A 25,180-nucleotide genomic window follows, 5' to 3' on the forward strand; every position below is an offset into this window, starting at 1 on the left:
CAAGGGGCAATTAACCAACGACAATGTTAACAAGTTTGCCTGGTACAGCAATAACTTTACGAACCGTCTTGCCTTCTACAGCTTGCTTCACGTTAGGCAAATTCATGCTATGTTCTTGCATGGCTGCTTGATCAAGATCTTTGGAAATCTTGGTCCGATCAACGATTTTACCATTGACCTGTACGACGATTTCCACTTCGGAGTCAACCGTCCATGCCTCTTCAAAAGTTGGCCATGGTTCATAGGTTACACTCTCTTGGTGACCCAAGCGCTCCCACAGTTCTTCGGCGATATGTGGTGCAAGTGGTGATAACATTTGCACAAAGTTCTCCGCAGCTTCTTGAGGAATGCTGTCAGCTTTGTATGCGTCGTTAACAAAGATCATCAATTGGCTGATCGCTGTATTGAAACGTAGCGCCTCAAGATCTTCGGTTACTTTCTTGATCGTTTTGTGCCAAGTACGTTTAAACTCATCGCTACCTTGGTCGCCGCCAATCTTAGCATTCAAGCTGCCATCTTCCGCGATAAACAGACGCCATACCCGGGATAAGAAACGATGGGCGCCTTCTACACCGTTAGTACTCCACGGTTTAGTAGCTTCCAATGGACCCATGAACATTTCATATATCCGAAGCGTATCGGCACCGTGCTCGTTCACGATCACATCCGGGTTAATCACGTTTCCACGGGATTTACTCATTTTTTCATTGTTCGTCCCGAGAATCATGCCTTGGTTAACAAGCTTATGGAACGGCTCTTTCGTAGAAACAACACCGATATCGTACAGCACCTTGTGCCAGAATCGAGCATATAGCAAGTGAAGCACGGCATGCTCGGCACCGCCAATATAGAGATCTACAGGCAACCATTCCTGTTGCTTCTCTTTAGAGCACAATTCCTTATCATTTCGAGGATCGATATACCGCAGATAATACCAGCAGCTTCCCGCCCATTGCGGCATCGTGTTCGTCTCGCGGCGCGCTGGTAAGCCGGTCTCCGGATCGATTGTGTTCACCCACTCGGTTACGTTAGCAAGCGGAGATTCACCCGTTCCGGATGGTTTAATTTGATCAACATCTGGCAATAACACTGGTAGCTGATCTTCAGAAACTGGCTTCATCGTACCGTCTTCAAGATGTAGAATTGGGATAGGCTCGCCCCAATACCGTTGACGGCTGAACAGCCAGTCGCGAAGACGATAAGTTACTTTACCGCAACCCTTGCCGTTCTCCTCTAACCATGCAATCATCGCTTTAATCGCTTCTTCATTACGAAGCCCATTTAGGAAATCAGAATTAACGTGTGGTCCATCACCAGCATAAGCTTCTTTGGTTAGGTCTCCACCCGATACTACCTCAATGATATCCAACTGGAATTGCTTCGCGAATTCATAATCGCGCTCGTCATGCCCAGGAACCGCCATAATCGCACCTGTACCATAACCAGCCAATACGTAATCCGCAATCCAGATCGGTAATTTGGCACCATTTACTGGATTAATCGCATAGGCACCCGTAAACACACCTGTCTTATCCTTGGCAAGATCTGTACGTTCTAGATCACTCTTACGAGCTGCCTGTTCTTGATAAGCTTTAATGGCATCGCGCTGCGCTTCCGTCATAATCTTGGCAACCAGTTCATGCTCCGGTGCAAGTACCGCATAGCTAGCACCAAACAAGGTGTCAGGACGTGTTGTAAAGACGGTCAAAGTCTCATCATGTCCATCAATCTTGAACACGACTTCAGCACCTTCGGATTTACCAATCCAGTTACGCTGCATATCCTTAATACTTTCTGTCCAATCCAATTCTTCCAGATCTTCCAGTAGTCTTTCCGCATATTCCGTAATCTTTAGTACCCACTGGCGCATCGGCTTACGTACAACCGGATGTCCACCACGTTCACTCTTACCGTCGATAACTTCTTCATTCGCTAGTACCGTACCTAGAGCAGGACACCAGTTCACAGGAACTTCAGCTACATAAGCGAGCCCTCTATTATAGAGCTGGATAAAAATCCATTGAGTCCATTTATAATACTCCGGATCTGTAGTGCTGATCTCCCGATCCCAATCATATGAGAATCCAAGCGATTTGATCTGACGACGGAAATTGTCAATGTTCTTAAACGTGATATGCCTTGGGTGTTCCCCAGTATCCAGAGCATGTTGCTCTGCTGGCAATCCAAAAGCGTCCCAACCCATCGGATGAAGCACATTATAGCCACGCATCCGTTTGTAACGAGATACGATATCCGTAGCCGTGTATCCTTCTGGATGACCTACGTGCAGCCCTGCCCCTGATGGATATGGAAACATATCTAATGCGTAGAACTTTTGTTTTCCCGACTCCTCGCGAGTCTTAAATGTTTCATGTTTGTCCCAGTATGCCTGCCATTTCGGTTCAATGGACTGTGCATCATAAAAATCGTGAGATACTGTCTTATCAGCCATGATATTGAAATCCTCCTTCAAATGTAAAAAAACCTCTCAATCCATAGCGAATCATCGCTAGGGACGAGAGGTATATTCCCGTGGTACCACCCTAGTTAGTGTCGGACATGCTTTGTCCTTCACTCACTTTGCACCCTTAACGCGGGTGAGAACGATGATGTTACTCGCGAATTGGCAATATAAGAAGAGTTTCTCTTATTCCCAAACGCGCCTGCATCATAAGCTCCAAGGTGAGTTCATTTATGCGGTCCAACGGCTTTCACCAAACGCCGTCTCTCTGGATGGACATCAACAAATTACTGCTCCCTGTCATCGCAATCTTTATCCAATTATTCACCCATCATTATATCTAAAATAGTTAAAAAGTCAATACACAGCTCTTACAGGCTCTAGACTTCCAGTATAGAAGGCATAATATGAGGTGTTCTGCCAACTTCTTTCGTGAAATGTCTCCGAAGTACTTTATATGTGGTACGAGTCCAGGCGGCACGATCATACTCTTGCCGTTCCCCTAATTTATTAAGGTTTCTCCGTAATGTCATCTCGGCTCGTCTCAACAATGGCCTAGCATCCTGCATATAAACGAACCCTCTCGTTACAATATCAGGACCGGATAATATTTGTTGTGTAGCTTTATCCACGGTCATGACCACAATAACGATACCCTCTTGGGCCAGCTCTCCCCGTTCCTCTAACAATTCATCTTCAAAAGTACGCATTTCGCCGTTGCTTATAAATACTTCGCCTGATGGTATAGGTCTTCCGCGCTTAGCTCGGTTTCGGTATACCGAAAGCGTGTCGCCAATATCCATAATAAATACGCGATCTTCCGAGATCCCCGTTTGGAGAGCCAAATTTTTGTGACTAAGCAACATACGATACTCCCCGTGAATGGGAATGAAATATTTTGGACGTATAAAACTTAGCATAAGCTTCAAATCTTCACGGCAGCCGTGACCGGATGCATGTATGCCAACACCGGATCCATAAATCACGTTAGCACCAGCCCGCATCAATAAATCGATACTCCGATTGATATTTTGCGTATTACCTGGGATTGGAGATGAAGAGAAAATAACCGAATCACCAGGATATATTTGTACACTTCGATGAGAACCAGATGCAATCCGGCTGAGCGCCGCATTAGGTTCACCTTGACTCCCCGTACACACGATCAGCACATTATGATCTTCGTAACGGTCAATTTGCTTGATATCGATCAACATTCCATCTGGAATACGGATATAACCAAGCTCCTGTGCAATCGTAAAAACTTTTTCCATACTTCGACCAATGATAGCAATTTTTCGGTTGCACAAAATAGCAGCTTCAACAACCTGTTGTAACCGATGAACGTTAGAAGCAAAAGTGGCAAATAAAATTCTGCCCTCACATTGCTGGAACGAGTCCAATATCGCGTCTCCAACCCTACGTTCTGAAGGGGTAAATCCTTCCTTCTCGCTATTCGTACTGTCTGCCAGTAGAGCCAGAACTCCTTCTCCCCCTACACTTGCCATCTTAGGCAAGTCTGCTAGTCGGTCTTCAGGTGTAAAATCAAATTTGAAATCGCCCGTATGAACGATGGGACCGTAAGGAGTATCTACGACAATTCCAAATGCATCTGGAATACTATGGGTTGTCCGGAAAAAGTGCACCGATAAATGTTGAAAAGTATAACGATCATTCTCCTGAAATACATGAAGATCAGATTGTCCACGGAGTCGATATTCTTCTAGTTTGGCCCGCACTAACCCCATGGTGAGCGCACCACCGTAGATCGGAATTTGTAGCTGCTTTAGCAGAAACGGAATCGCCCCAATATGATCCTCATGACCGTGTGTGATGAATAATCCCTTAATTTTATGCTTGTTATTAATCAGGTACGTTAGATCCGGAATAATATAATCAATTCCAGACAGCTTAGAGTCTGGGAATTTCAATCCAGCATCAATAATGACAATCTCATTCTTATATTCAATTCCGTACATATTTTTACCAATTTCGCCAATACCACCCAAAGAAAATATGCGGACTGGTGGGGGAGACGACTTGGAACGTCGTGGTCTTGCAGGTTTAGTAGTTGTCTCATTCATTATGTGATTAATCCTCTCTCGCAAAATATAGACCTCACGGTCACAATTTCTATATGTTCTAGGCATTACTTATACGCTAAACTATACGTCAAATAGATCGATCAGATCATACATCTGAACTCTCCAGTGTCTTCTAATTAAAAAAGATAGAATAATTATTCACTCATTTATCAAATGCTGTTATGCCTTCGGTCAATATGAATCATTAAAATTGCACTATGTGATATCGTTATGATCTCGATTGCGAGATCAATAAAAATCTCCTCCGCAGAACATTCCTTATTTCTAATTATACTGAATTAATTACACAATAACTATTTATTTTTATAAGATGCGCTTCACAAAACAAAAATGGAGAGCAACTGTGGTTGCCCTCCATTGGTTATCATTCTTTTTAATTCATCATTTCACGGCTACAAAAAACAATCTAGTTGCATCTTCAGTTGCGATCTTCCATTCGAAGTCAGCGTAACAGGTCACTTCACGAAAGCCACACTGTAAAAGCTGGCTACTCATCCACTCGGGATCGTAAGCCCGTTGAACATGAGTCTCTTCAAACCTACGATATAGATCTTGCCCTTGTTCTTCTTCCCGCGCAAAAATCGTCAGATGATGCTCAATTTCGTTTCTCGCCGCATCCCGTTCACAGGTCCAGATATACGATACAGAACGCTCATCCCAGATAAAGGGCTGATCCTCCTCGTAACGGATCAACGTATTTGGATGATGCACGTCAAACAAGAAAGTGCCGCCCTGCTTCAAACCATCATAGGTTCGTTGAAATGTACGAATAATGTCCTCTTCTTCAAGCAGATAATTCAAGCAATCGCAGAATGAAATGACCGAATCGACAGGCTCTGCCACTTCCCATTCCGTCATATCCTGCTGAACCCAGCGAACACTGCCCTCACGGTACAAGCGAACGCCTTGAGCTGTCCCATCCATCTTGCGCCGGGCGACCGACAGCATGTCCGCTGACAAATCGATCCCCGTCACTTCAAACCCGGAGTTCACAAGGGGAATCGTAATACTTCCCGTTCCGCAGCCTAGCTCCACAACTGTTCTAGGCATTCCATGCCGTTCCCATGCCATTCTGGCAAACCGGATCCAGTCTGGATAGGGCATATCCTCCATTAGTTCGTCATACACGTAGGCAAACTTACGATATGATGCCATGCAGTCACCGCACTTTCTGTAAGAGGTCGTTCAAAAAATCATCTTTTGATCACGAAGTAAATCATGAGGCAATTTCGACTTCGAATCTTGAATTCAGCCAGGCCTAGCGTATGCTTTCGAAGTATATTTCCTACGGGGAAACATTTAAGATGCTCACGTAGGTTCTGCTAGTGTTTTCTTCCGAAGTCGTTTTCTCCGAAAACGTGCAGCTCGCTCCTCAGTCCTCAGCTTCATTCAACCTTCTGAAGCGTTTTGAAAAAAAGTTGCTGCGCAAGCATAAGCTCTGGTACTGAAAATCTGACTTTTCAAACACTCACCTTTTGCTCAATCTTCCTGTTCGCTCTCCTTGCTCTCTGTAGGCACTAGGTAGGTCCAGCTCTCCTTCTGAGTAACCTTCCCTTCTTTCATTAGCTTACCGATGGCTCGCTTAAACGCCGACTTGCTAATACCGAAGCGCTGCTTGATTACATCAGGAGGTGTAATATCCGAATATGGCATGGCCCCACCAGGACGTTCTTGTAAATATAACAGAATCCGTTCCGAATCCTCGTCCCGTCCGACTTCCTTACGAGGCATCATAGACAGATTAACTCGTCCGTCTTCGCGGATATGAGACACGCGAACTTTGACACGCTCACCTAAACGTAACAAGCGACTACGTTCTGAAGAGTGAATCATACCAATGACGCCAAAACCAAGGACTCCGCCATCGACGATAACGAAAGTGCCCATTTGTAATGGCTTATATACCGTGGCCTCTAACCACTGATTATTCCAAGTTGAAGGAACATGGAACGTGAGAGGAGACAGTTCATGCTCGCCGGCTAATTTAGCCTTGAGACGACCTTGTTTGTCATGCTCCATAATGACGTATACATGATCTCCAACCTGAGGATGAAGCTCCGGAAGCTCTGGAAGTTCGCGAATCGGCAAAAGAAGCTGCCGTCCAAGTCCCATCTCCAAAAAGCACCCCAGTCGAGGATGTATATCTGCAACTTCCAAGAGCGCAAGCTCACCCAGCGTTAAATAAGGCTTCTTCATCGTAGCCCCAAGTCGGCCTTCTGTATCGTGATACAAGAATACCTCAACCTGCTGTCCTGGTTTTACACTTTGCGTTACCTCGGAGTAATGGAGCAGTACGTCTTGCGTTCCTCCGCTGAGAAAATATCCGTAAGGTGAAACTTCCCTGTCTATTGGCAGGGTAATCACAGTACCCGCAACTAGACTCATACGTTATTCACTACTTTGGCATCAGACCACAGCCGTTCAATATTGTAGAACTCACGTTCATCGCGATGGAAGATATGAACGATAACATCTCCTAAATCCATCAATACCCAACGAGCAGAATCCATGCCTTCGATACCACGGATATTCGATCCTGCCTCATGTACTCTCTTCCGAACTTCAGTTGCAATCGCTTGAACTTGTGTATCGGAGTTACCGTGACAAATAACAAAATAATCTGCGATCAATGAAATTCCTTGCAGATCCAGTGACACGATGTTCATCGCTTTCTTATCTTCAGCAGCTTGTACCGCTATATTCAACAATTCTTTAGGTGATACAGTCATTCAATCAACCTCCTAGGGATATCGCTCTAATCAAGTGAAAAGGAGTAAGTCGCTGCGCATGCCGTTTGATCCTTCGATCGCTGTTGCCATTTGATTGTCTTGATTATATTAAACCAACAAAGGTTACAATCAAATGGCAAAGGCGAACGCTTCTCCGGATTCAAACAGCCTGCTCCGCTACTCATACTTCACATGATTAGAGACTGGGTAACTAATAATTATTCTGCCCAAGAGTGCACCTAGGCAGAATATAGTTATTTAAAACAGTGATCGTTTCAGCTAACTGGAAAAGCTCCAGTTAATTATAGTCATAAAGCCTCCTAGACTTCAATTAACAGGAAAAAGTCCTGTTAATCTAACAGGAAACCGTCATCTTGGGGTAATGTATCTAATTTAGCTGGAGAAACTCCTGTTACTGAACTGCTATAACAACTGTCCAGTAATATACAGGGAGGATTTCCCGCTATATTTATGTTTTACGAGTTACTCTATTCCAACGACTTGCGACTTAAGCCTTGAATCAAATCATTCCGGGCTAACATGGTTAGTGGGAAGATTACTTTGCGCTTCTCGATCAAGAAAGAGATCGTTGAATCGAAACCCGCGATCAACGCTTCATCTAGGCTATGCTGGGCCAATTCGCGGATTTTGTCCACGCCTGGGAAATCCCGACCTGGTTCAATATAATCTGCCAAACACACGATTTTGTCCAGCAAGGTCATGCCGACGCGGCCTGATGTATGATAACGAATCGCATCCAACACTTCAGGATCTTCAACTCCATAATCCCGCTGTGATACAAAAGCCGCAACTTCTGCATGCAATAATTGTTTATCGTGTTGGAGTAATTCAAGGTTAAGATTGTTATCTTGGATCACAGCTACCTGCTCTTCAATAGGCCAATACTTAGCCAAATCATGTAACAGAGCTGCCAAATCCCCTTTTTGTGGATCAGCGCCAAACCGTTCACACAAGAGGACCGAGGTCTCCATCACACCTTCTGTATGTCGCCAGCGTTTAGCTGGCATTCCACTAGACACGGATTCGATTAGCTCATCCCGAGTGTATTCCATACAATCCACTCCTCGTCATATAATCATATACTTGTTCTGGCACCATATAACGTACTGACTTTCCAGCAGATAGACGGCTTCTGATTAAACTTGACGATATATCAACTAGCGGCATTTCTGCCAGAGATACAGATTCCTGGATATAAGACGGCAACGCATCAAGTTCTAGAAAACTTCCTGGTCGCTGTAACCCAATAAAATGGAGCATCTCCGTCAGTTCCTCGATTCCCTCCCACTTGGGAAGATAATTCACCATATCCGCTCCAATAATAAAATAGAGCTCTAGGTCAGGATGAAGCTTTTTTATTTCACGTATGGTATCTACAGTATAGGATACTCCACCTCGGCGTAGCTCAATATCGAGAGGTTTAAAGGCTCCATGATTCCGAGTAGCCTCCTTCACCATCTCTAACCTTTGCTCTCCGCTAACGCCTGCTTGATGCTTATGTGGAGGGATATGAGAGGGCATGAACCATACCTCTTCCAACCGGTACTGTTCCCGTGCCGCTTCCGCAGCTAACAGATGACCGAGGTGAATCGGATCGAATGCGCCCCCAAGAATTCCGACTCTCTTCATCTTCGTCCTCCAAATTCAGCTTATGGAAGCTCGATTTCTTTATATTCGCGAGATTCCTTATAAAGGATAATCGTTCTACCGATTAGCTGTACAAGCTCAGCTTCCGCTCCCGCCGCTAATTCTTCGGCAATTTCTTTTGGATCATCCAAATTGTTGTTCAGGATCGAAATCTTGATCAGCTCACGGCGCTCTAACGCTTCTGAAATATGCCGGATGATCTGCTCATTCGTTCCTCCTTTACCTACTTGAAAGATAGGCTGGAGCCCGTGTGCCATACTCCGTAAATATCGTTTTTGTTTTCCACTTAACATGTAGATTCAAAACTCCTTAACTAGCAAAATAGATTTCATCATTACCATTATAAATTCATACTACCTAACACTGCTGTTCGCATAACGTCAATAGGTGCAGAACGTCCGGTCCAATATTCAAACGCATAAGCTCCTTGATACAGGAACATCCCGAGTCCGTTATGAATTTGGCAGCCCTTTAACTCCGCATGGCGTAGTAATTCAGTCTTCAAAGGATTGTAAATAAGATCACTTACGACAATTCCATCAGGAAGTAGGTTAGGGTCTATTGGCATTTCTTCTACATTTGGAAACATACCTACAGATGTCGTATTGATCACAATATCGATATCTTTCGTATACTCCAAGACATTATTCATGGCGCAGCCATAAATGTTGCCAAGATGTGCCCACTCGGCAGCAAGATCAAGAGCCTTTTGCTGCGTTCTGTTGGCAACAATCACCTTGCCGGGGTTCTCCTGAAGCAACGCATAAATAATCCCACGAGCAGCTCCGCCCGAGCCCAAGACCAATACCGATTTTCCAGATAAATGTGGAACTACTTCTTCCTGCAAAGAGCGAATATAACCGATTCCATCCGTATTATAGCCAGTTAGCACGCCATTATCATTCACAATCGTATTAACTGCACCAATATACTTAGCTCCATCATCCAGTAGATCTAAATATTTCATTACTTCTACTTTATGCGGGACCGTCACATTGACACCACGAAACCCAAGTGCTCGGATGCCTTGAACAGCCTCTTTCAGATGACTTGCTTGTACATGTAACGGTACATATTTACCATCCAAGCCACAGGCTGCAAGTGCAGCCCCGTGCATAACGGGGGACTTTGAATGAATGATAGGGTCACCCATTACGCCAAGCAACATCGGCAGTCCACCTTGGTCGTTTACGACTTCACCCATAGTTTCTCCCCCTATTCTCAGGCGCAAACTGCAAAACACACTACAATTCTTTATATCAAAGAAGGACGCACCATCACTTTTAGTCCTTTAGGAACATGTACAGCTACGGTAGCTCCTGTATCTCCATTGATCTTGATCCAACCAAGTCCTGAAATAAAGACATCTGAACGGCTTCCTTTAGCGATGCGGAATTCATGACGTGTCCACTCTGGAAGCTTGCTTAAATTATCTCGGTTTGGAGGAGACAACATTTCACCCGCATGTGTAGCGAATAATTCATCGGCACGCTCAAGTTTCGTCCGGTGGATCGGAATCCGCCCATTAATGAAGCAGGTAAACGATTGGCGATTACCTTGAATAAAATCAAAGCGACCAAATCCTCCGAAGAAGAGAGTTTGTCCTTCATTCAATTGGTAAACCGCTGGTTTTAACGTTTTATCGGGCAAAATGATCCCCAAATCCTCAGGACTAACCAGCTCACTATAACGCGAAGGATACATAATCCCCGGCGTATCAATGATGAAGCGTCCATCATCTAGTGGGATATGAACCATATCGAGTGTAGTACCTGGGTAACGAGAGACCGTTAGCTCCTGTTCCAGATCACTATAATCACGAATCAATCGGTTGATTAACGTTGATTTACCGACATTAGTTGCACCAACAACATACACATCGCCATCACCACGATATTCTGATACAGCCTCTAGAAGTCGATCAAAGCCGCTGCTTTGCTTAGCGCTGCAAAGAATAATATCTTCTACTTTTACGCCGAGATCTTTAACTTCCTTCTGTACCCAATTCCGCACTTTATTCCAATTCGTCACCTTCGGCAATAGGTCGATCTTATTCACCGCAAGTAACACGGGATTGTTGCCAACGAACCGCTGCAGCCCTGAAATCACACTTCCTTGTAGATCAAAAATATCTACAATATGAATCACGAGTGCTTCACGTTCACCGATTTGACTCAGCAGTCGTAAAAATTCATCCTGCTCCACGGTTACTGAAGAGGATTCGTTATAGTTCTTGATACGAAAACACCGCTGACAAATCACCGGTTCCTTCTCTAACGCTTGTACAGGGGTATACCCTGGTTTGTCTTGTTGCTCACTCTGTAACGTAATGCCGCAACCACTACAGCTTAGAGCGCCTTTTGCGCTCTGTGCTTCTGTCATTTGCTCTTTTCCTCCTCTATCCATTGTCCAAGCTTACCGAGTCGACGTTTCACAATCCATTCCAATCGACGGTTAATACGCGTTCCCAATCCTTCTTCGCCGATTGCAATGGGTAATACCAATACAGTAAATAATCCCAGTCGATTACCTCCATATACGTCGGTCATCATTTGATCGCCAACCACAATCGCCTGATCAGGTCTCAAATCTAACAATTCCAACGCTCGACGAAAAGGTGATCTGGATGGTTTTCTCGCTGAATGCACGAATTCGATATTTAAAGGGGTGGAGAAGTTCGACACCCTGTCCAAATTATTGTTTGACACAATGACCAGTTTAAATCCGGATTCTTTCACCTTTTGTAGCCATTCCATAAGTTCTGGGGTGGCCAGCGGCGCTTTGGCACCAACCAGGGTGTTATCCAAATCTGTAATGATTCCACGATAACCCTTAGCATACAATGCGTCCAAGTCGATATCGAACACGCTGTCTACGCGCAATTTTGGCATAAATCTTTCAAACAAATACGTTCACCTCGGTTTCATACGACAAACTATACCATAATCTATCCCCAACTTCCTCATATTTTATAAAAGAAAACGTCCTGAGCGCAAGGGCAGCAGGAACGTTTCCAGTTTAATATTGAATTATTAGGAAATTTATGATCTACGATTAGCTCTGCTGGTAATTCTGAGAATCTGACGCGTCAGTTTCTGAACAGCTCGCCACTCCTCTAATGAGATTGTATCTGGGCTATAGCTCGCCTTCTCAAAACTTAATAGCAGAAGATTTAGAGCCTCATTAATCTGTGGTCGCTCAATCATCCAACGACTAAAAGATTCCCGTATCGTCTCGTGATCCGCCCGCCTTAATCCTTTTCGTCGTAGCCTTGTCACTAGACGCTGTGTTTCAAATATGACTTTATCTCCCCATGTTAACTTGCGCCCCATCCTTAGCCGTAACCACATGAAATACAGCTGCGTGTGGAACCAATATATTGCCCCTAATACCACTACTACCGCAGATACAATTGTAATTACCTTTTTTACTTCAGGACTAACATAGGATAATAAACCTCTGGACTGTCTCTCTTCTTTCTCCACCTCTAAGTCATTTAACTGGGCAAGCGTCTCCATACTATCATTATTCGTAAGAATTGGAGCAGCATAACCTGGAGTAGCTTCAAATGTGATCCAGCCATAATCCCCGAAATAAAGTTCAGCCCAAGAGTGAGCATTTGCATTACTTACCCTGTACTCTCCTCCAATTGCTGATGGAATATGCCGCATCATCTCTTCATCAGGTATGCTACCCGACGAGAATCCTTTGACCCATCTGGCTGGGATGCCTAATGAACGGGACATCATGACCATAGCCGTTGAGAAATAGTCACAATACCCCTGTTGGATTTCAAATAGAAATCCATCCACGAAGTCCTTGCTTTTTTTTCGTGATAAATCAGGTGTGTTTGTGTACTCAAAATTTGTGCGAAGGTACTCTTGGAGTAGCTCCATTTTCTGATAAGGAGTAGTACCCGCAGCCGTAACTTCTTTTGCTAAGTCAACCACTCTCTGCGGAAAATGATCCGGTATCTGCACATACTCTTCATCGGGAGCCACCTTATATAATGACTCAAAGCTTGCATTACGAATCTCATCAAGTGGAATAAGCGGAATTTCAGAAACAACTTTATATTTCCGCGGGAACTCTTTCAGCGATTCATACCGATCATTCGTTACATAAAGTTCTGATTCTCGGCTTGCCCAGAACATATTTATCTTGGGATTAACTGCAAAATTAACATTACTACTACTATCTTCGGAATCATCCAACAACTCAGCACCTGAAATTGCATAACCACCAAATAAGACAGGGTACTTATAGTCAGTTTGCATCGTAAATGTCTGTTCCACCGTCCGTGTTTCTACCTTACTAGAAGAATCACTTGGTAAAGTGCTTCCAGTAATGTACGGTTGTAATTTTCGGGATTCATTGATTATATCTTCCCAACCACTACCGGAATAAATCCGCCGAGTCTCCCCCCGCCAATAAGACCTGACAGGTGAAGAAACCGTCATGACCAGGTCGTTGCTAAATTCGAAGCCGCCACCCAAATTACTATCGTCACGACTATAGCCAGATACTGCATCCTGATTCGTAACGGTGTGGGAGGAGCTTTGGCTACCGCTTGTAGCAGCTACCTTTCCTCCACCAGATCCAGCATCTCGGTTGATCCACGCCGTATAAGGATCGGTTAGCGTAGGAGCTACCTCTGGCATGCTAATGCCTATCAAGAGGATACAAGCAATAATAATGACGACGTTCACAAGCATCCGAAGCGGATAATCGATTAAAAGTTGCCAAGCATGTGGATACTTGAGCTGAAACTGAAAAAAGTGAAGACAGACTAGCCAACATAGACCCGCTAATACGGTCCAAGCTACATTTTCCCATAAGTAATAAGAAGTAAATGAATCCAGCGTAGCAAATGCAACAAGGTTACATCCTAGAAAAATTAAAATTCGTACTCTATCATGGAGCAGTCGTTGTAATACCTCGAATAATGCCCAGGCGAATAAAGAAAACCAAATATAAGGTGTGAATTGGTGTGCCATATCTCGGATCTGATCAGGAAATAACGGTCCACTTGGTACATATACGGCATAATGAGTCAGAACAATACGCCAAACAGCAAGTACTAACACAATTTTAATGGTCCAGCGCCAAGGTGGTTTGAGTGGTAGGAAAATCTCGGTCAAAGCGATCACAATCAGGGTTACAAAAACCAAAGAGGTTGTCTGTTGCAACCAAATGGGCTCGGTGTATTGTATCCACTGATAAGCAATGACCATCAACCAAAGAGTACTTAAAAAGCGGTACCACAAAACATTCCTCGTTACCTCTAACTTATTTATGACGCCCACCTCCCATAACCATGGGAAGATCCTGAAGGTTAGAAACAAAAACCCCTTTGATTCCCCGCTCGGTGAAGAGCTCTGATCCCCCGAATAAAGCCCTATTCCCAATTCCGGTTGAGCTTTTTGGGTCCCCTATTCGGATATGATAAGGTATCATTTGCCGACTCTTCGCCCAATTTAATGTACGTAATGCTTGTTCATCACTCATAGGGCTAATAAAGATGAAGAATGCTCCCGGAGGAAAAAATAGACGTTGCCCATTTATCCCCTTGAATTTCCCAACTCCGTCGGAATGGATATCTACCAAATGGTGAATCATTCGCTGTCGTTCTAAATTGTTCTCGGTTGGTGCAAAGCTTCGGACTTTATTGCCCACCGTACACAATCCCATACTGATGCGCTCTCTCGAGCCATATTCCAGTAAAGAAGCAGCTGTGGAGACTGCTAATTCGAACTGCTCAGAATTTTTATATCCTAGAGCATGAGCATCTAATACCAGTACTGTCTTAGGTAGCGATTCATGTTCGAATTCTTTTGATTTCCATGCACCTGTTTTTGCAGTAGCGTTCCAATGTATCCGAGAAATCCGATCACCGTATACGTAATCTCTCACACCATTAATCTGCGTTGTCTCCCGGCGTGAAAATGAGATGGCTGTTTCGGGTCCCGCCAGTCGTGAATTCTTACTGTATAATCGCCAATATGGAATAAAGACAGTTCGAGGTAGAATATGAAATTGTCCCCCGGTCTGAAAAGCTCCTTTATTCTCCAATAGTCCAAAGATATCCCTAGAACTACACTCCGTTGAAGAAAATACATATCTACCGCGCTCCAAAGGTGGCGTCTGATACTCTAGCTTCGCTCGCCCTCTGATATGAGGAATTACGCTATCTTCGAAGACCCATGATTCCCCATTGTGACGCTGAAGTATCTCTTTAACAATGATATATGGAAGCGGCATCATTTGTGGGAGCTCAAGGACAAGCTTAATCTTGACCTGATCACCTGCCTGAAGCATTCCTCGTTCACTTTCAAGCGATAGTATTCGCTCTCCATGAATTCGCTTAACACCACCGAACCCTCCAATAATCCAATAGACTACCATAAGCGATACCATAGTGAACAACATAAACGATGTTTTTCCACCCTGAAACAATACATAGCATAAGCAAATAAACCACACGGGTGCGACTTTCCAGAATTTCCTGGAGGTCAACCCTAATTTGAGATTACCCAGTACCGCGCGCATATCATCGACCTACAGACACCGGTACGCTCGCCTGCTGTAGAATTCTCTGCAGAACCACGCCCGAGTTCATATTATCTACACGTGTCTCTGGTCGCAAAAGAATGCGGTGTCCCAACACATAAGGGGCTAAAATTTTGATATCATCCGGTAAGACATAGTCACGACCTTGCAAGAACGCATAAGCCTTAACTGCTAAAGTAAATGCTATAGACGCACGAGGGCTGGCACCCAAAAGTACAGCTTCATGCTCCCGTGTACGCCGAACGATAAAGAGCAAATAATCGGTCAGAGCTTCCGTCATATGAACTTCTCTAATTTGCAATTGAATCGCAGCAATTTCCTCCATTGTTGCAACAGGTTGCAGCTGATCCACAGGTTGACCTAAGCTATGTGAATGCAACATGTTCTTTTCAGTTGCTGCATCGGGATATCCGATAGCTATCTTCATCATAAAACGATCTAGCTGTGCTTCGGGTAATATATAAGTTCCTTCAAAATCAATTGGATTCTGTGTAGCACAAAGCATGAATGGATGGGGGAGCTCATGAGTAAATCCATCTGCGGTAACATTTCGTTCCTCCATCACTTCTAGAAGCGCGGATTGAGTTTTTGTAGTAGCTCGATTAATTTCATCTGCAAGCAGGATGTTCGTCATCACCGGTCCGGGCCTGAATACAAAGCGCTCTTCGTGAGGATGAAAGACAGACACTCCCGTAATATCACTGGGTAAAATATCAGGATTACACTGGATACGCCGATATTCCCCACTCATAGATCTCGCCATCGCTTTGATAAGCTGAGTTTTCCCTGTTCCTGGTACATCCTCAATCAGTACATGACCGCCGGCAAGTAATGCGGTTAATAAAAGATTGATCTCAAATGATTTGCCCAAAATGCATGATTCCAAATTGGATTTAACAGCGGACATGGTTCTTAGCGATTGTTCATTAACGGGCACGTCATATTCCCCTCCAGACAATAGAAATGTCACATACAGTATTTGCGCTCCATTCATGCTGTATATTTCTTCCTATTGTCATTGTACATGATCAAAGGGTGGGAAGATACTTTCGTGTCCAACTAAAATTGATAAAAAGTAACGATTTATTATAATTATCCTTTAGGACGAACTACCAAGGCCGCCAAAAAGGAAAAAATGATTGCTGCGGAAATCCCCGCGCTAGTTACATCAAAAATCCCTGTAATTACTCCGATCCAGCCATCTCTTTGTAACTCAGTTAAAGCACCATGTACCAGAGCATTACCAAAACTAGTAATGGGAACGGTAGCTCCTGCTCCTGCAAATTTCACGATTGGATCATACCACCCCAATGCATCCAATACGGCTCCGGCTACAACAAGACTACTCATCGTATGTGCCGGAGTTAATTTCAACACATCGAACATCAGTTGTCCCACTACACAGATCAACCCGCCAATTATAAAGGCCCATACAAATATCATAATTTATTCTCCTCACTTTCTAGAGCCACCGCATGGGCAATACATGGTATGCTCTCCCCTTGCTGACTGGATAATGGGGATAACAGAGCACCCGTCGCCACAATAAGCACTCGGTTTAGCTCTCCACTTTTTATTTTTTTCAAGATATGTCCATACGTAACTACTGCGGAACATCCACAACCACTGCCTCCTGCATGAACAAAAGGCTGTTTGTCTCTGTCGTAAATCATCAGACCGCAATCCTTAAAATCAGTCTCTTCCATAGACACGCCGTCTTTGTCCAAGATCTCCTTCACAATAGCATGTCCAACAGAAGCAAGATCTCCCGTGACTATCAGGTCATAGTCCCTCGGACTTCGACCTGTATCCCGAAAATGGGATACTATCGTATCAGCAGCTGCAGGTGCCATTGCCGCTCCCATATTGAAGGGACTCTTGACGCCTAAATCCTGAATCCTCCCAATCGTTGCATGTGTAACTCTAGGACCAGTACCCTTGGATGATACAACGGCGCAACCGGATCCCGTCACCGTATATTGAGCAGTTGCCGGTTTTTGTGCTCCATACTCTGTTGGATAGCGGAACTGCTTCTCTACCGTACAGTTATGACTTACTGTCCCGGCAAGTACATTCATCGCGTTACCTGAATCAACAATAAGAGCTGCGAGAGCTAGACTCTCCAACGAGGTGGAGCAAGCCCCAAAGACGCCCAAATAAGGAGCAGCTAATCTTCTTGCAGCAAAAGTAGCACTAATGATCTGATTCATTAGATCACCACCTATAAAACATTGCAGTTCTTCCTTTGAAATGCCCCCATGAACAAGCGCTAATGCGGCGGCATGTTCCAATAGCTTAAGTTCGGCTTTTTCCCAGGTTTTCTCATCGATCTCCAGATTATCGTAAGTAAAATCAAAGTCTCCCGATAAGGGTCCCGCACTCTCATCTGGTCCCACAACTGTCGCTGCCCCAATGATGATCGGTTTAGTGGAGAATTCCCAGGTTTGCGCACCCACCAGCATCCTTAATGTGCACCTCCTAGGCCAAAAATGACATGGATTACACCGACTATAAATGCTGCTACGACACCAAACACGATAACAGAACCAGCCAACTTGAACATATTGGCCCCTACACCCAGCACCAACCCTTCAGCTCGTGATTCTATCGCTGATGAGCACATCGAGTTGGCAAATCCCGTGACCGGTACTGCAGTCCCAGCACCCGCCCATTGAGCGATTTTATCGTAAACTCCCAAGGAGGTTAGAATCACGGAAATGATGATGAGGATAGCAACAGTCGGATTACCTGCTTGCTTGGATGTCATTCCTGCAAACGTCATAAATAACTGCATAATACATTGTCCGATCAGGCAAATGGTTCCGCCAACCAGGAATGCTTTTAAGCAATTACCAACTATATTCTTTTTAGGTTCATACTTATCAGCGATTTGTTTGTATTCCTTATCCGTCAGCAACAATGAATTCAGTTTGACCTTTGCTCCTGATCTCGATTTGTTAGGCAAACATCATCCCTCCTTTTCAAGTGATCTCTCTATTTCCTGCACGCTGTCTATTCATTATTTGTCATTTTCAAAATTGTTATGTTTGGTAAATCATCCAATAAAGAAAGGAGCCAAAGAAAGATGCACATAAAAAAACAGTGTTCTTCCTATTAGAAAGGAATCACACTGTTGTTTCTTAGGTTTACGATTAAAGACATTGAAGAAGAATGACCAATAGAATAAATAGAAGCAGGATCACAATCAAGTCCTTGGAGTACCGTTCCATCATAATTAGCCTCCCTGTATTCCCTTCCCTGTAAAACTTTGTTGTAGTATATGTTTCCGGGCTAAGCACGGTGCGTGTCCAGCTTAAGGAGCAAAGCTTCATGGACAATCCAGAAAAGGTGGTACATACTATAATATACTGAAAGGAGAGAACGACATATGAATGAGAAAACTTTAGAACTTTTTAAGCATTTAACAGAATTCCCTTCAGCTCCAGGTTTTGAACGCGAGCTTCGGGCTTCTGTAAAAGAAAAATTGTCTGCATATACACAAGAATTCGTCCAAGATCGGCTTGGGAGTATTTTTGGCGTTCTACGCGGAGATGAACAGGGTCCAAAAGTAATGGTGGCAGGACATATGGATGAGGTAGGGTTTATGACTACTGGCATTAGCGATAATGGGATGGTATCTTTCCAACCACTCGGTGGCTGGTGGAGTCAAACTGTACTTTCACAAAGATTACAAATCATCACCGAAAGTGGACCGATCGTTGGTGTTGTAGGATCTATTCCCACTCATTTGCTTGATGAGTCACAACGTAATAAACCCGTCGACATTAAGACCATGTATCTGGATATCGGAGCGGACAGTAGGGAAGAAGCCGAAAGCTGCGGTGTGAAACCGGGATTACAAATCGTACCGATTTGTGAATTCACCCCTCTAGTCAATCCGAAGAAAATCATGGCCAAAGCCTGGGATAACCGCTACGGTGTCGGACTAGCAATCGAGCTGATGGAGGCACTTCACAAAGAACAATTACCTAACATATTGTATTCCGGTGCAACTGTACAAGAGGAGCTTGGACTTCGTGGTGCACGTACTGCAGCTAATCTGATTCAACCTGACATCTTCTTTGGTCTGGACGCCAGTGCTGCCAACGACATGACAGGAAACAGACAAGTCTTCGGCAAACTGGGTGAGGGAGCACTACTCCGAATTTATGATCCTACGATGCTCACGCACCGAGGATTGGTAGAATACATTCAAGATACGGCAGATACACATAAGATCAAATATCAGTATTTTGTATCTCCAGGTGGGACAGACGCAGGACAAGTTCACTTAAGCGGTATTGGCGTACCATCAACAGTCATTGGTATTTGTTCTCGCTATATTCATACTTCGTCTTCAATCATTCATACGGATGATTATGCTGCGGCTAAAGAGTTGTTGATCAAGCTCGTTCGTGGATTGGATCGCAGTACGTTGAATACGATTTTGGAGCGTAGCTAAAAGAAAGATCATAGAGAATAAAAAGCTTGTAAAGCTGGGAATCCAGCTTTACAAGCTTTTTGGCTTTAATCTAGAAAAAATTGCATTGTCCGATCCGACGACCCAGGCAAATACTCATGTCCGAAGTCAGGATAAATAATAAGTTTCTTTTTCGTATTCATTTTATTGTAGGCTGCAAATTGCGTTGACGGCGCACATATTGTATCCATCAATCCAACGGACATTAAAACTTCACCTTTGATCCGTTCAGCCAGAAACTGTACATCGATATAGCCGAGCTTCTCAAACACTTCATGTTCACGCTCATGCAGCATATCATAATAGCGGAAGTACGTCCTCAGCTCGCCATATGCTTCCTGATCCAAGTCCATGTCCCAGGTGCGCTTATAATCGCTAAGAAAAGGATAGATTGGAGCCAACTTCTTCACCCTTGGTTCCAACGCAGCACAAGCTATCGTAAGTCCGCCTCCCTGAGATCCCCCCGCTGCATACACGCGCTCAGGGTCGACTTCGGACAGTTCCATCGCTATTCCGGCCAATTGTGCCGTATCCAAAAATATGTGACGGAATAGCAGTTCATCCGGATGATTGTCCAAACCACGGATAATATGTCCATGATGGGTATTTCCTTTCACACCGCCAACATCCTCCGAGCTTCCTCCTTGACCACGGCAATCCATGGCAAGCACAGAGAAGCCTAGCGAGGAGTAGGCCAGCTTATCACCCCAATCGCCTGAATGACCGGAATACCCATGAAACATTACCACTGCCGGATGAGGGGCTTCCGTATGTTTGGGACGAACATACTTCGCATGAATTCGCGCACCTTTCACACCGGTAAAATACAAGTCGAAGCATTCCGCGTTCGGCGCTTGAAAGCTACTAGGTACAAGCTCTACCTGTGGGTCAACTGCATGCATCTCCGCAAGAGCTCGCTCCCAATACTCATCAAAATCTCCCGGGCGTGGATTGGTTCCTTGATAGGTTCTCAATTGTTCTAATGGCATATCGATAATTGGCATGTCTCTTCTCCTCTACCCATTCATTACGGTTTCATGTCAATAAGGAATGTCTTGATTTCGTATGGCTTGATATCAAAGGAGATATGTGGGCCTTCTTGAAGCGGGATAATCGGCTGTTCCAACAAATCGGTTTCCTGCCACGAAACGATGCGGAAATCGCTGGAGAGAATAACATTCCCACGCGCACCCGTATATTCATGCAACCTGATTACAACCTGGTCGCTGTCCTCTGCCTTCTTCACCGTATCAACTATGACATGGTCCACATCCAGCTGCAGCATTGATTTGCCTGACATGGCGGCGGAACCTTTAAGCAGTGTCAGCGGTTGATTGAGCGAAGCAGCTTCTCGTACGGTACCGTCGGCCACCCAATCTCCGGAGTGAGGATACAGCGAATACGTAAATTGATGGAGTCCTTGGTCAGCATTTGGATCCGGATACGTAGCGGATTTGATCAAGGTCAGCCGGATGATGTTATCCTTTATGTCGTGACCGTATTTGCAGTCGTTCAACAGGCTAACCCCGAAGCCCCGTTCAGATAGATCAACCCATTGATGCGCGACCGTCTCGAAACGAGCATAATCCCAGCTCGTATTCCAATGTGTCGGACGTTTGACGTTGCCGAACTGAATATCGTACGTCGCTTCCGTAGCTCGTACCTGTACCGGAAAAGCGACTTTTAACAGTTGCTGCTTCTCCCGCCAATCGATCTCCGAAGCAAAATCAATTCGCCGACTGTCCGCGTAAACGGTCAAGTCCTGAACGATATGCGAATCCATATACCGCCACTCGAAACGCAAAACTGCGCTGTACGCATCGTTCTCGATTAAGGCGATTGATTCGAGCTGCCTGATTTCACGTTGCTTCTCTTGGTAGAACAAATCGATATCCCATGCGTCGAACATCTTTGGTTTATCTTCGAATACCTGTAGCACGTTGCCGCACGCTCCCTCGGCGATGACCTCGTGCTTTGCCTTCCTGTCGTATAGACGCGTCAACTGCCCGAACTCATTCCATTCCAGAATGTAGAATGGCGTTGTGAGTATACGGCATTCGTAGGTGAACATCGGCTCTGCTTCCTTCGTATCTAGCGGCGACGACGGCTCGAAACGGATGGTTAGCCCCCCCGCCGAAGGCACGTCAGTAACGCGGACCTTCCAGAAGTCACCCAATTTCACGGCATCGAGTACTTTGCCATTCGCGGCGATCCAATAGCCCGATTCCATACCGAACTCGACTGGTACCCGGACCAACTCGGTACGTGTATAGGAAGCATTGTTCCACACCGTCCATGACATTGACTCACCCGTAGAAAGCGCTTCGGCCGCATCTTTCCTAGCCTCCAGTCCCCACGCTTCCGCTTCATCATACTCACGCCGCGAATCTTCGTAAACCTCCGGAATGGATGAGCCCGGAATAATATCGTGAAACTGATTCCGCATAATCGTCTTCCAGCCCTTATACAGCTTCTGCTGAGGATATTCCTTCCATCCTGCGCCGCTAATCCCATTCAATGATTGCAGCCACTCCGCATCCCGGTACAGGAGTTCCAGCTTCCGGTTCATCCGTTTGTTGTACGCTTGGCTTGTATAGGTTCCCCTGTGGTATTCCAGGTACAGCTCACCGTCCCATGTATGAACGTACTGGTCTGTCTTCTCTACGGTCTCCTGCAGCCTCGCGAAATAGTCTCCCGCCCGACCCGTTTTGACGTGAGGTAGGCCGGGAATTTCATTCAAGCGGCGCCGCATCTCCAGCATGTCACGGTTGACTCCGCCGCCGCCGTCACCGTAGCCATACGACAACAGGAGCTCACGATTCAAGCCTTTGTCACGGTACGTATCCCAAATTCCTTTGACGGAGTAAGGTTCGATCAATCCGTTGTAGGTATACCACCATACCGTCGAACCGGGAACCTCCGGCGTCGTCACGAAATGCGTCAGTACCTCGGAGCCGTCGATACCACGCCAAATGAAGGTGTCGTGCGGCATCCGGTTGTACTGGCTCCAGCTGATCTTTGTCGTCATGAATGTATCGATATTCGCTTTTTTCAAAATTTGCGGTAATGCCCAGCTGTAACCAAATACATCAGGCAACCATAAGTAACTACAGGTCACGCCGAATTCCTGTTGTAGGAAGCGGGTCCCGTACAGGATTTGCCGAACGAGTGATTCTCCGCTGGTTAAATTGCAATCAGCCTCCAACCACATGGCACCTCCCGCCTCCCAGCGCCCCTCCTTGACTCGCTGTTTGATGTCTTCGTAAATGTCCGGATAGTCTTCCTTGATGTATTCGTACAGTTGGGGTTGTGTTTGTAGAAACACGTATTCAGGGTACTTTTCCATCAACCTCAGGACGGTGGAAAAAGAGCGCGCCGCTTTTTCGCGGGTATGCGTCAGTCGCCATAACCACGCGACATCGATATGCGTATGGCCAATGCATTGCACTGCGACCTGACTCGTCTTCTCCCACGACGCCGCCGATTCGCGCAGCGCACCTGCTGCCTGCCGGATCGAATCATAAAACGCCTCCGATCCGGGCTTAGACCAATCGATCAGCTTAAAGGCGTAGTCCAGTGCCTGCAACAGCTCGAATCGTTCCGGCTGATGCTCTTCAAGTACCTTGACCGTATTCAATACACCCTGGCCCGTGAAGTAGAGGTCATCAGCAGCCTCGTCCAACACGGCCAGCTCCGCCTTCCTGATCTGATGCTCCTGCTCCTGCGGTATGCCGCCTCCCTCCAATCCGGACCACAACCGGAAGCAAAGATCAACTTCGCTTCCAGCCCAATCCTGTCGCATGAATACTTCTGTATGATTGGAATCAACGCCTTGATATGGAGAGCCGTTAACATAAAGCAGCGATTCAAAGCCCGAATTATGCCCCGGCCCCGTGCTCCCAAAATCGAATCGCCCGACTATCGTATGTTCCGACCATTCAGACGGGATCGTAACCCGTTGCCTTAGCCAAATGTACAGATCGCGCCCCGTCCAACGGTCACCGATTCTTATCATTGCATCGGAGCTCGAGGTTACCGGCGGCCTAGCGCCGTTCAGCTTGTCTGGATCGGGCGTGAACATCCACTCCTCAATCGGGCGCAAGTCCCGATAACGGTAACCATCTAACTCTTTTAAGCGTTGCTCCAGCTTTTCTTCAGTCCAAAACATGTTTTAAGTCCCCTCTTTATAGCACGTGTAATTATTCGAAAAAGAAAACTTCCAAGGTATGAAAAGCTCACTTCGAGCAATTTCACACCTTAAAAGTCGGAAAGGTCTATCTTAATTTTCAAATTCATCGTTTAACCTTTGACTGCAGAACTTGAGAACCCTTGAATGATATATTTTTGGCCAAGGAAGAAGACGATGAGTAGCGGCACAACTCCCGCCGTAGCGGCAGCCATCATCATGTTATAGTCCACTCCTGCTTCCAGCATGAAATTTTGCATGCCAAGTGGTACCGTAAACAGTTTTTTATCCAACAAGAAAATCAAGGCGTTCTCATAATCATTCCAAGTCCAAGTAAAGTCAATAATCGCGAAGGTCGCCAGCACCGGTTTGGAAAGTGGCAGAAACAATTGAAAGAAAATTCGAAAATGACCGGCTCCATCAATAAAAGCCGCTTCAGATATTTCATGGGGAATACTCATAAAAAATTGCCGAATCATGAAGACGCCGAACACCGTAAACAAACCCGGAAGAATGAGCGCCCAATGGGTATTATAAATTTTCATCCAATCAAACATGATAAATTTCGGTACAAAAAGTACCTGAGGTGGAATCATCATCAGACATAAATATAGTAAAAAGATAGCATCCCTCCCTTTAAACGGAATACGGCTAAAACCATACGCCGCTAAGGCAGCGAGCAATGGAGCTCCAATCATCAAAATTATAGAAATCTTCAAGGAGTTGAAATAGAAAAGTGTAAATCCGTCTCCCGTCATCCATACCTTAAAGTGGTTGGTCCATACTGGATCGTGCGGAATCCATTGAATCGGATAAGTGAAAACATCCTTCGGTTTTTTAAACGAGGTGCTGATCATCCAGATCATTGGCGATAGCAGCAGCAAACTAGCTAGCGCCATGATGATCGTATTAATGCTCTTAATCACCCGTTCTCTGATTATTTTGCTATTTCTCGTATCCATTTGTGCGTCTTCCCCTCTG

Annotated in this window: 21 protein-coding genes and 1 other annotated feature; of the genes, 1 reads left to right on the forward strand and 20 read right to left on the reverse strand. The window is 45.2% G+C overall.

The annotated features are described in order from the left end of the window. Window positions 1-10: 10 nt before the first annotated feature. The 17 genes from leuS to spoVAC form a co-directional block, all read right to left on the reverse strand. Entirely contained in the window at window positions 11-2,452 is a 2,442-nt protein-coding gene (gene leuS / locus IEW05_RS14920) for a leucine--tRNA ligase (protein WP_188540087.1), read from the reverse strand. A 56-nt stretch (window positions 2,453-2,508) separates the two neighbouring features. Further along, window positions 2,509-2,774, reverse strand: a binding site (T-box leader). Window positions 2,775-2,841: 67 nt separating this feature from the next. Then, window positions 2,842-4,545, reverse strand: coding sequence for a ribonuclease J1 (rnjA, locus tag IEW05_RS14925; protein ID WP_188540089.1), 1,704 nt, complete (start codon window positions 4,543-4,545; stop codon window positions 2,842-2,844). A gap of 402 nt (window positions 4,546-4,947) precedes the next feature. Then, window positions 4,948-5,721, reverse strand: a complete 774-nt coding sequence (locus IEW05_RS14930; protein WP_188540091.1) for a class I SAM-dependent DNA methyltransferase — start codon at window positions 5,719-5,721, stop codon at window positions 4,948-4,950. Between the two features lie 324 nt (window positions 5,722-6,045). After that, on the reverse strand, window positions 6,046-6,951 hold the full coding sequence (locus tag IEW05_RS14935) for a CvfB family protein (protein WP_188540093.1): 906 nt from the start codon (window positions 6,949-6,951) through the stop codon (window positions 6,046-6,048). Beyond that, window positions 6,948-7,295: a ribosome silencing factor gene (gene rsfS / locus IEW05_RS14940; protein ID WP_188540099.1), complete on the reverse strand. Its 348-nt coding sequence runs from the start codon at window positions 7,293-7,295 to the stop codon at window positions 6,948-6,950. Before rsfS ends, IEW05_RS14935 begins: the two co-directional genes overlap by 4 nt. Window positions 7,296-7,783: 488 nt before the next feature. After that, window positions 7,784-8,368: a bis(5'-nucleosyl)-tetraphosphatase (symmetrical) YqeK gene (gene yqeK / locus IEW05_RS14945; protein WP_188540108.1), complete on the reverse strand. Its 585-nt coding sequence runs from the start codon at window positions 8,366-8,368 to the stop codon at window positions 7,784-7,786. Further along, entirely contained in the window at window positions 8,349-8,945 is a 597-nt protein-coding gene (locus IEW05_RS14950; RefSeq protein WP_188540110.1) for a nicotinate-nucleotide adenylyltransferase, read from the reverse strand. Before IEW05_RS14950 ends, yqeK begins: the two co-directional genes overlap by 20 nt. A 20-nt stretch (window positions 8,946-8,965) precedes the next feature. Beyond that, window positions 8,966-9,256 carry a ribosome assembly RNA-binding protein YhbY gene (yhbY, locus tag IEW05_RS14955; protein WP_188540112.1) on the reverse strand — a complete coding sequence of 97 codons (291 nt, stop codon included), beginning with the start codon at window positions 9,254-9,256 and terminating at the stop codon, window positions 8,966-8,968. A gap of 47 nt (window positions 9,257-9,303) precedes the next feature. Then, window positions 9,304-10,167 (reverse strand): shikimate dehydrogenase, encoded by an 864-nt coding sequence (aroE, locus tag IEW05_RS14960; RefSeq protein WP_188540114.1) that lies wholly within the window; start codon window positions 10,165-10,167, stop codon window positions 9,304-9,306. 50 nt (window positions 10,168-10,217) lie between these two features. After that, the gene (gene yqeH / locus IEW05_RS14965) at window positions 10,218-11,345 is read right to left on the reverse strand and encodes a ribosome biogenesis GTPase YqeH (protein WP_188540116.1); all 1,128 of its coding nucleotides are present in this window, start codon (window positions 11,343-11,345) and stop codon (window positions 10,218-10,220) included. After that, window positions 11,342-11,869, reverse strand: coding sequence for a YqeG family HAD IIIA-type phosphatase (locus IEW05_RS14970; RefSeq protein WP_188540118.1), 528 nt, complete (start codon window positions 11,867-11,869; stop codon window positions 11,342-11,344). Before IEW05_RS14970 ends, yqeH begins: the two co-directional genes overlap by 4 nt. 135 nt (window positions 11,870-12,004) lie before the next feature. After that, window positions 12,005-14,230: a DUF4129 domain-containing transglutaminase family protein gene (locus tag IEW05_RS14975; RefSeq protein ID WP_229753386.1), complete on the reverse strand. Its 2,226-nt coding sequence runs from the start codon at window positions 14,228-14,230 to the stop codon at window positions 12,005-12,007. Window positions 14,231-14,252: 22 nt separating this feature from the next. Beyond that, window positions 14,253-15,512 (reverse strand): DUF58 domain-containing protein, encoded by a 1,260-nt coding sequence (locus tag IEW05_RS14980; protein ID WP_188540120.1) that lies wholly within the window; start codon window positions 15,510-15,512, stop codon window positions 14,253-14,255. A gap of 1 nt (window position 15,513) precedes the next feature. Continuing rightward, entirely contained in the window at window positions 15,514-16,470 is a 957-nt protein-coding gene (locus IEW05_RS14985) for an AAA family ATPase (RefSeq protein ID WP_188540894.1), read from the reverse strand. A 155-nt stretch (window positions 16,471-16,625) separates the two neighbouring features. Next, entirely contained in the window at window positions 16,626-16,976 is a 351-nt protein-coding gene (gene spoVAE, locus IEW05_RS14990) for a stage V sporulation protein AE (protein ID WP_188540122.1), read from the reverse strand. After that, entirely contained in the window at window positions 16,973-17,995 is a 1,023-nt protein-coding gene (gene spoVAD, locus IEW05_RS14995) for a stage V sporulation protein AD (protein WP_188540124.1), read from the reverse strand. The genes spoVAE and spoVAD overlap by 4 nt, the downstream gene beginning before the upstream one ends. 2 nt (window positions 17,996-17,997) lie before the next feature. After that, window positions 17,998-18,498: a stage V sporulation protein AC gene (gene spoVAC / locus IEW05_RS15000; RefSeq protein WP_188540125.1), complete on the reverse strand. Its 501-nt coding sequence runs from the start codon at window positions 18,496-18,498 to the stop codon at window positions 17,998-18,000. Window positions 18,499-18,921: 423 nt separating this feature from the next. Here spoVAC and IEW05_RS15005 point away from each other — a divergent pair, with 423 nt between their 5' ends. Continuing rightward, entirely contained in the window at window positions 18,922-19,995 is a 1,074-nt protein-coding gene (locus IEW05_RS15005) for a M42 family metallopeptidase (RefSeq protein ID WP_188540127.1), read from the forward strand. Between the two features lie 65 nt (window positions 19,996-20,060). On the opposite strand, the gene IEW05_RS15010 is transcribed toward IEW05_RS15005, so the two are convergent. The 3 genes from IEW05_RS15010 to IEW05_RS15020 form a co-directional block, all read right to left on the reverse strand. Further along, window positions 20,061-21,017, reverse strand: a complete 957-nt coding sequence (locus IEW05_RS15010) for an acetylxylan esterase (protein WP_188540129.1) — start codon at window positions 21,015-21,017, stop codon at window positions 20,061-20,063. 23 nt (window positions 21,018-21,040) lie between these two features. Continuing rightward, complete coding sequence (locus IEW05_RS15015) at window positions 21,041-24,181, reverse strand: alpha-mannosidase (protein ID WP_188540131.1); 3,141 nt, start codon at window positions 24,179-24,181, stop codon at window positions 21,041-21,043. A 131-nt stretch (window positions 24,182-24,312) separates the two neighbouring features. After that, window positions 24,313-25,161 (reverse strand): carbohydrate ABC transporter permease, encoded by an 849-nt coding sequence (locus tag IEW05_RS15020; RefSeq protein WP_188540133.1) that lies wholly within the window; start codon window positions 25,159-25,161, stop codon window positions 24,313-24,315. Window positions 25,162-25,180 lie beyond the last annotated feature (19 nt).

Origin of the sequence: Paenibacillus segetis, assembly GCF_014639155.1 — a bacterium.
Lineage (GTDB): Bacteria > Bacillota > Bacilli > Paenibacillales > Paenibacillaceae > Fontibacillus > Fontibacillus segetis.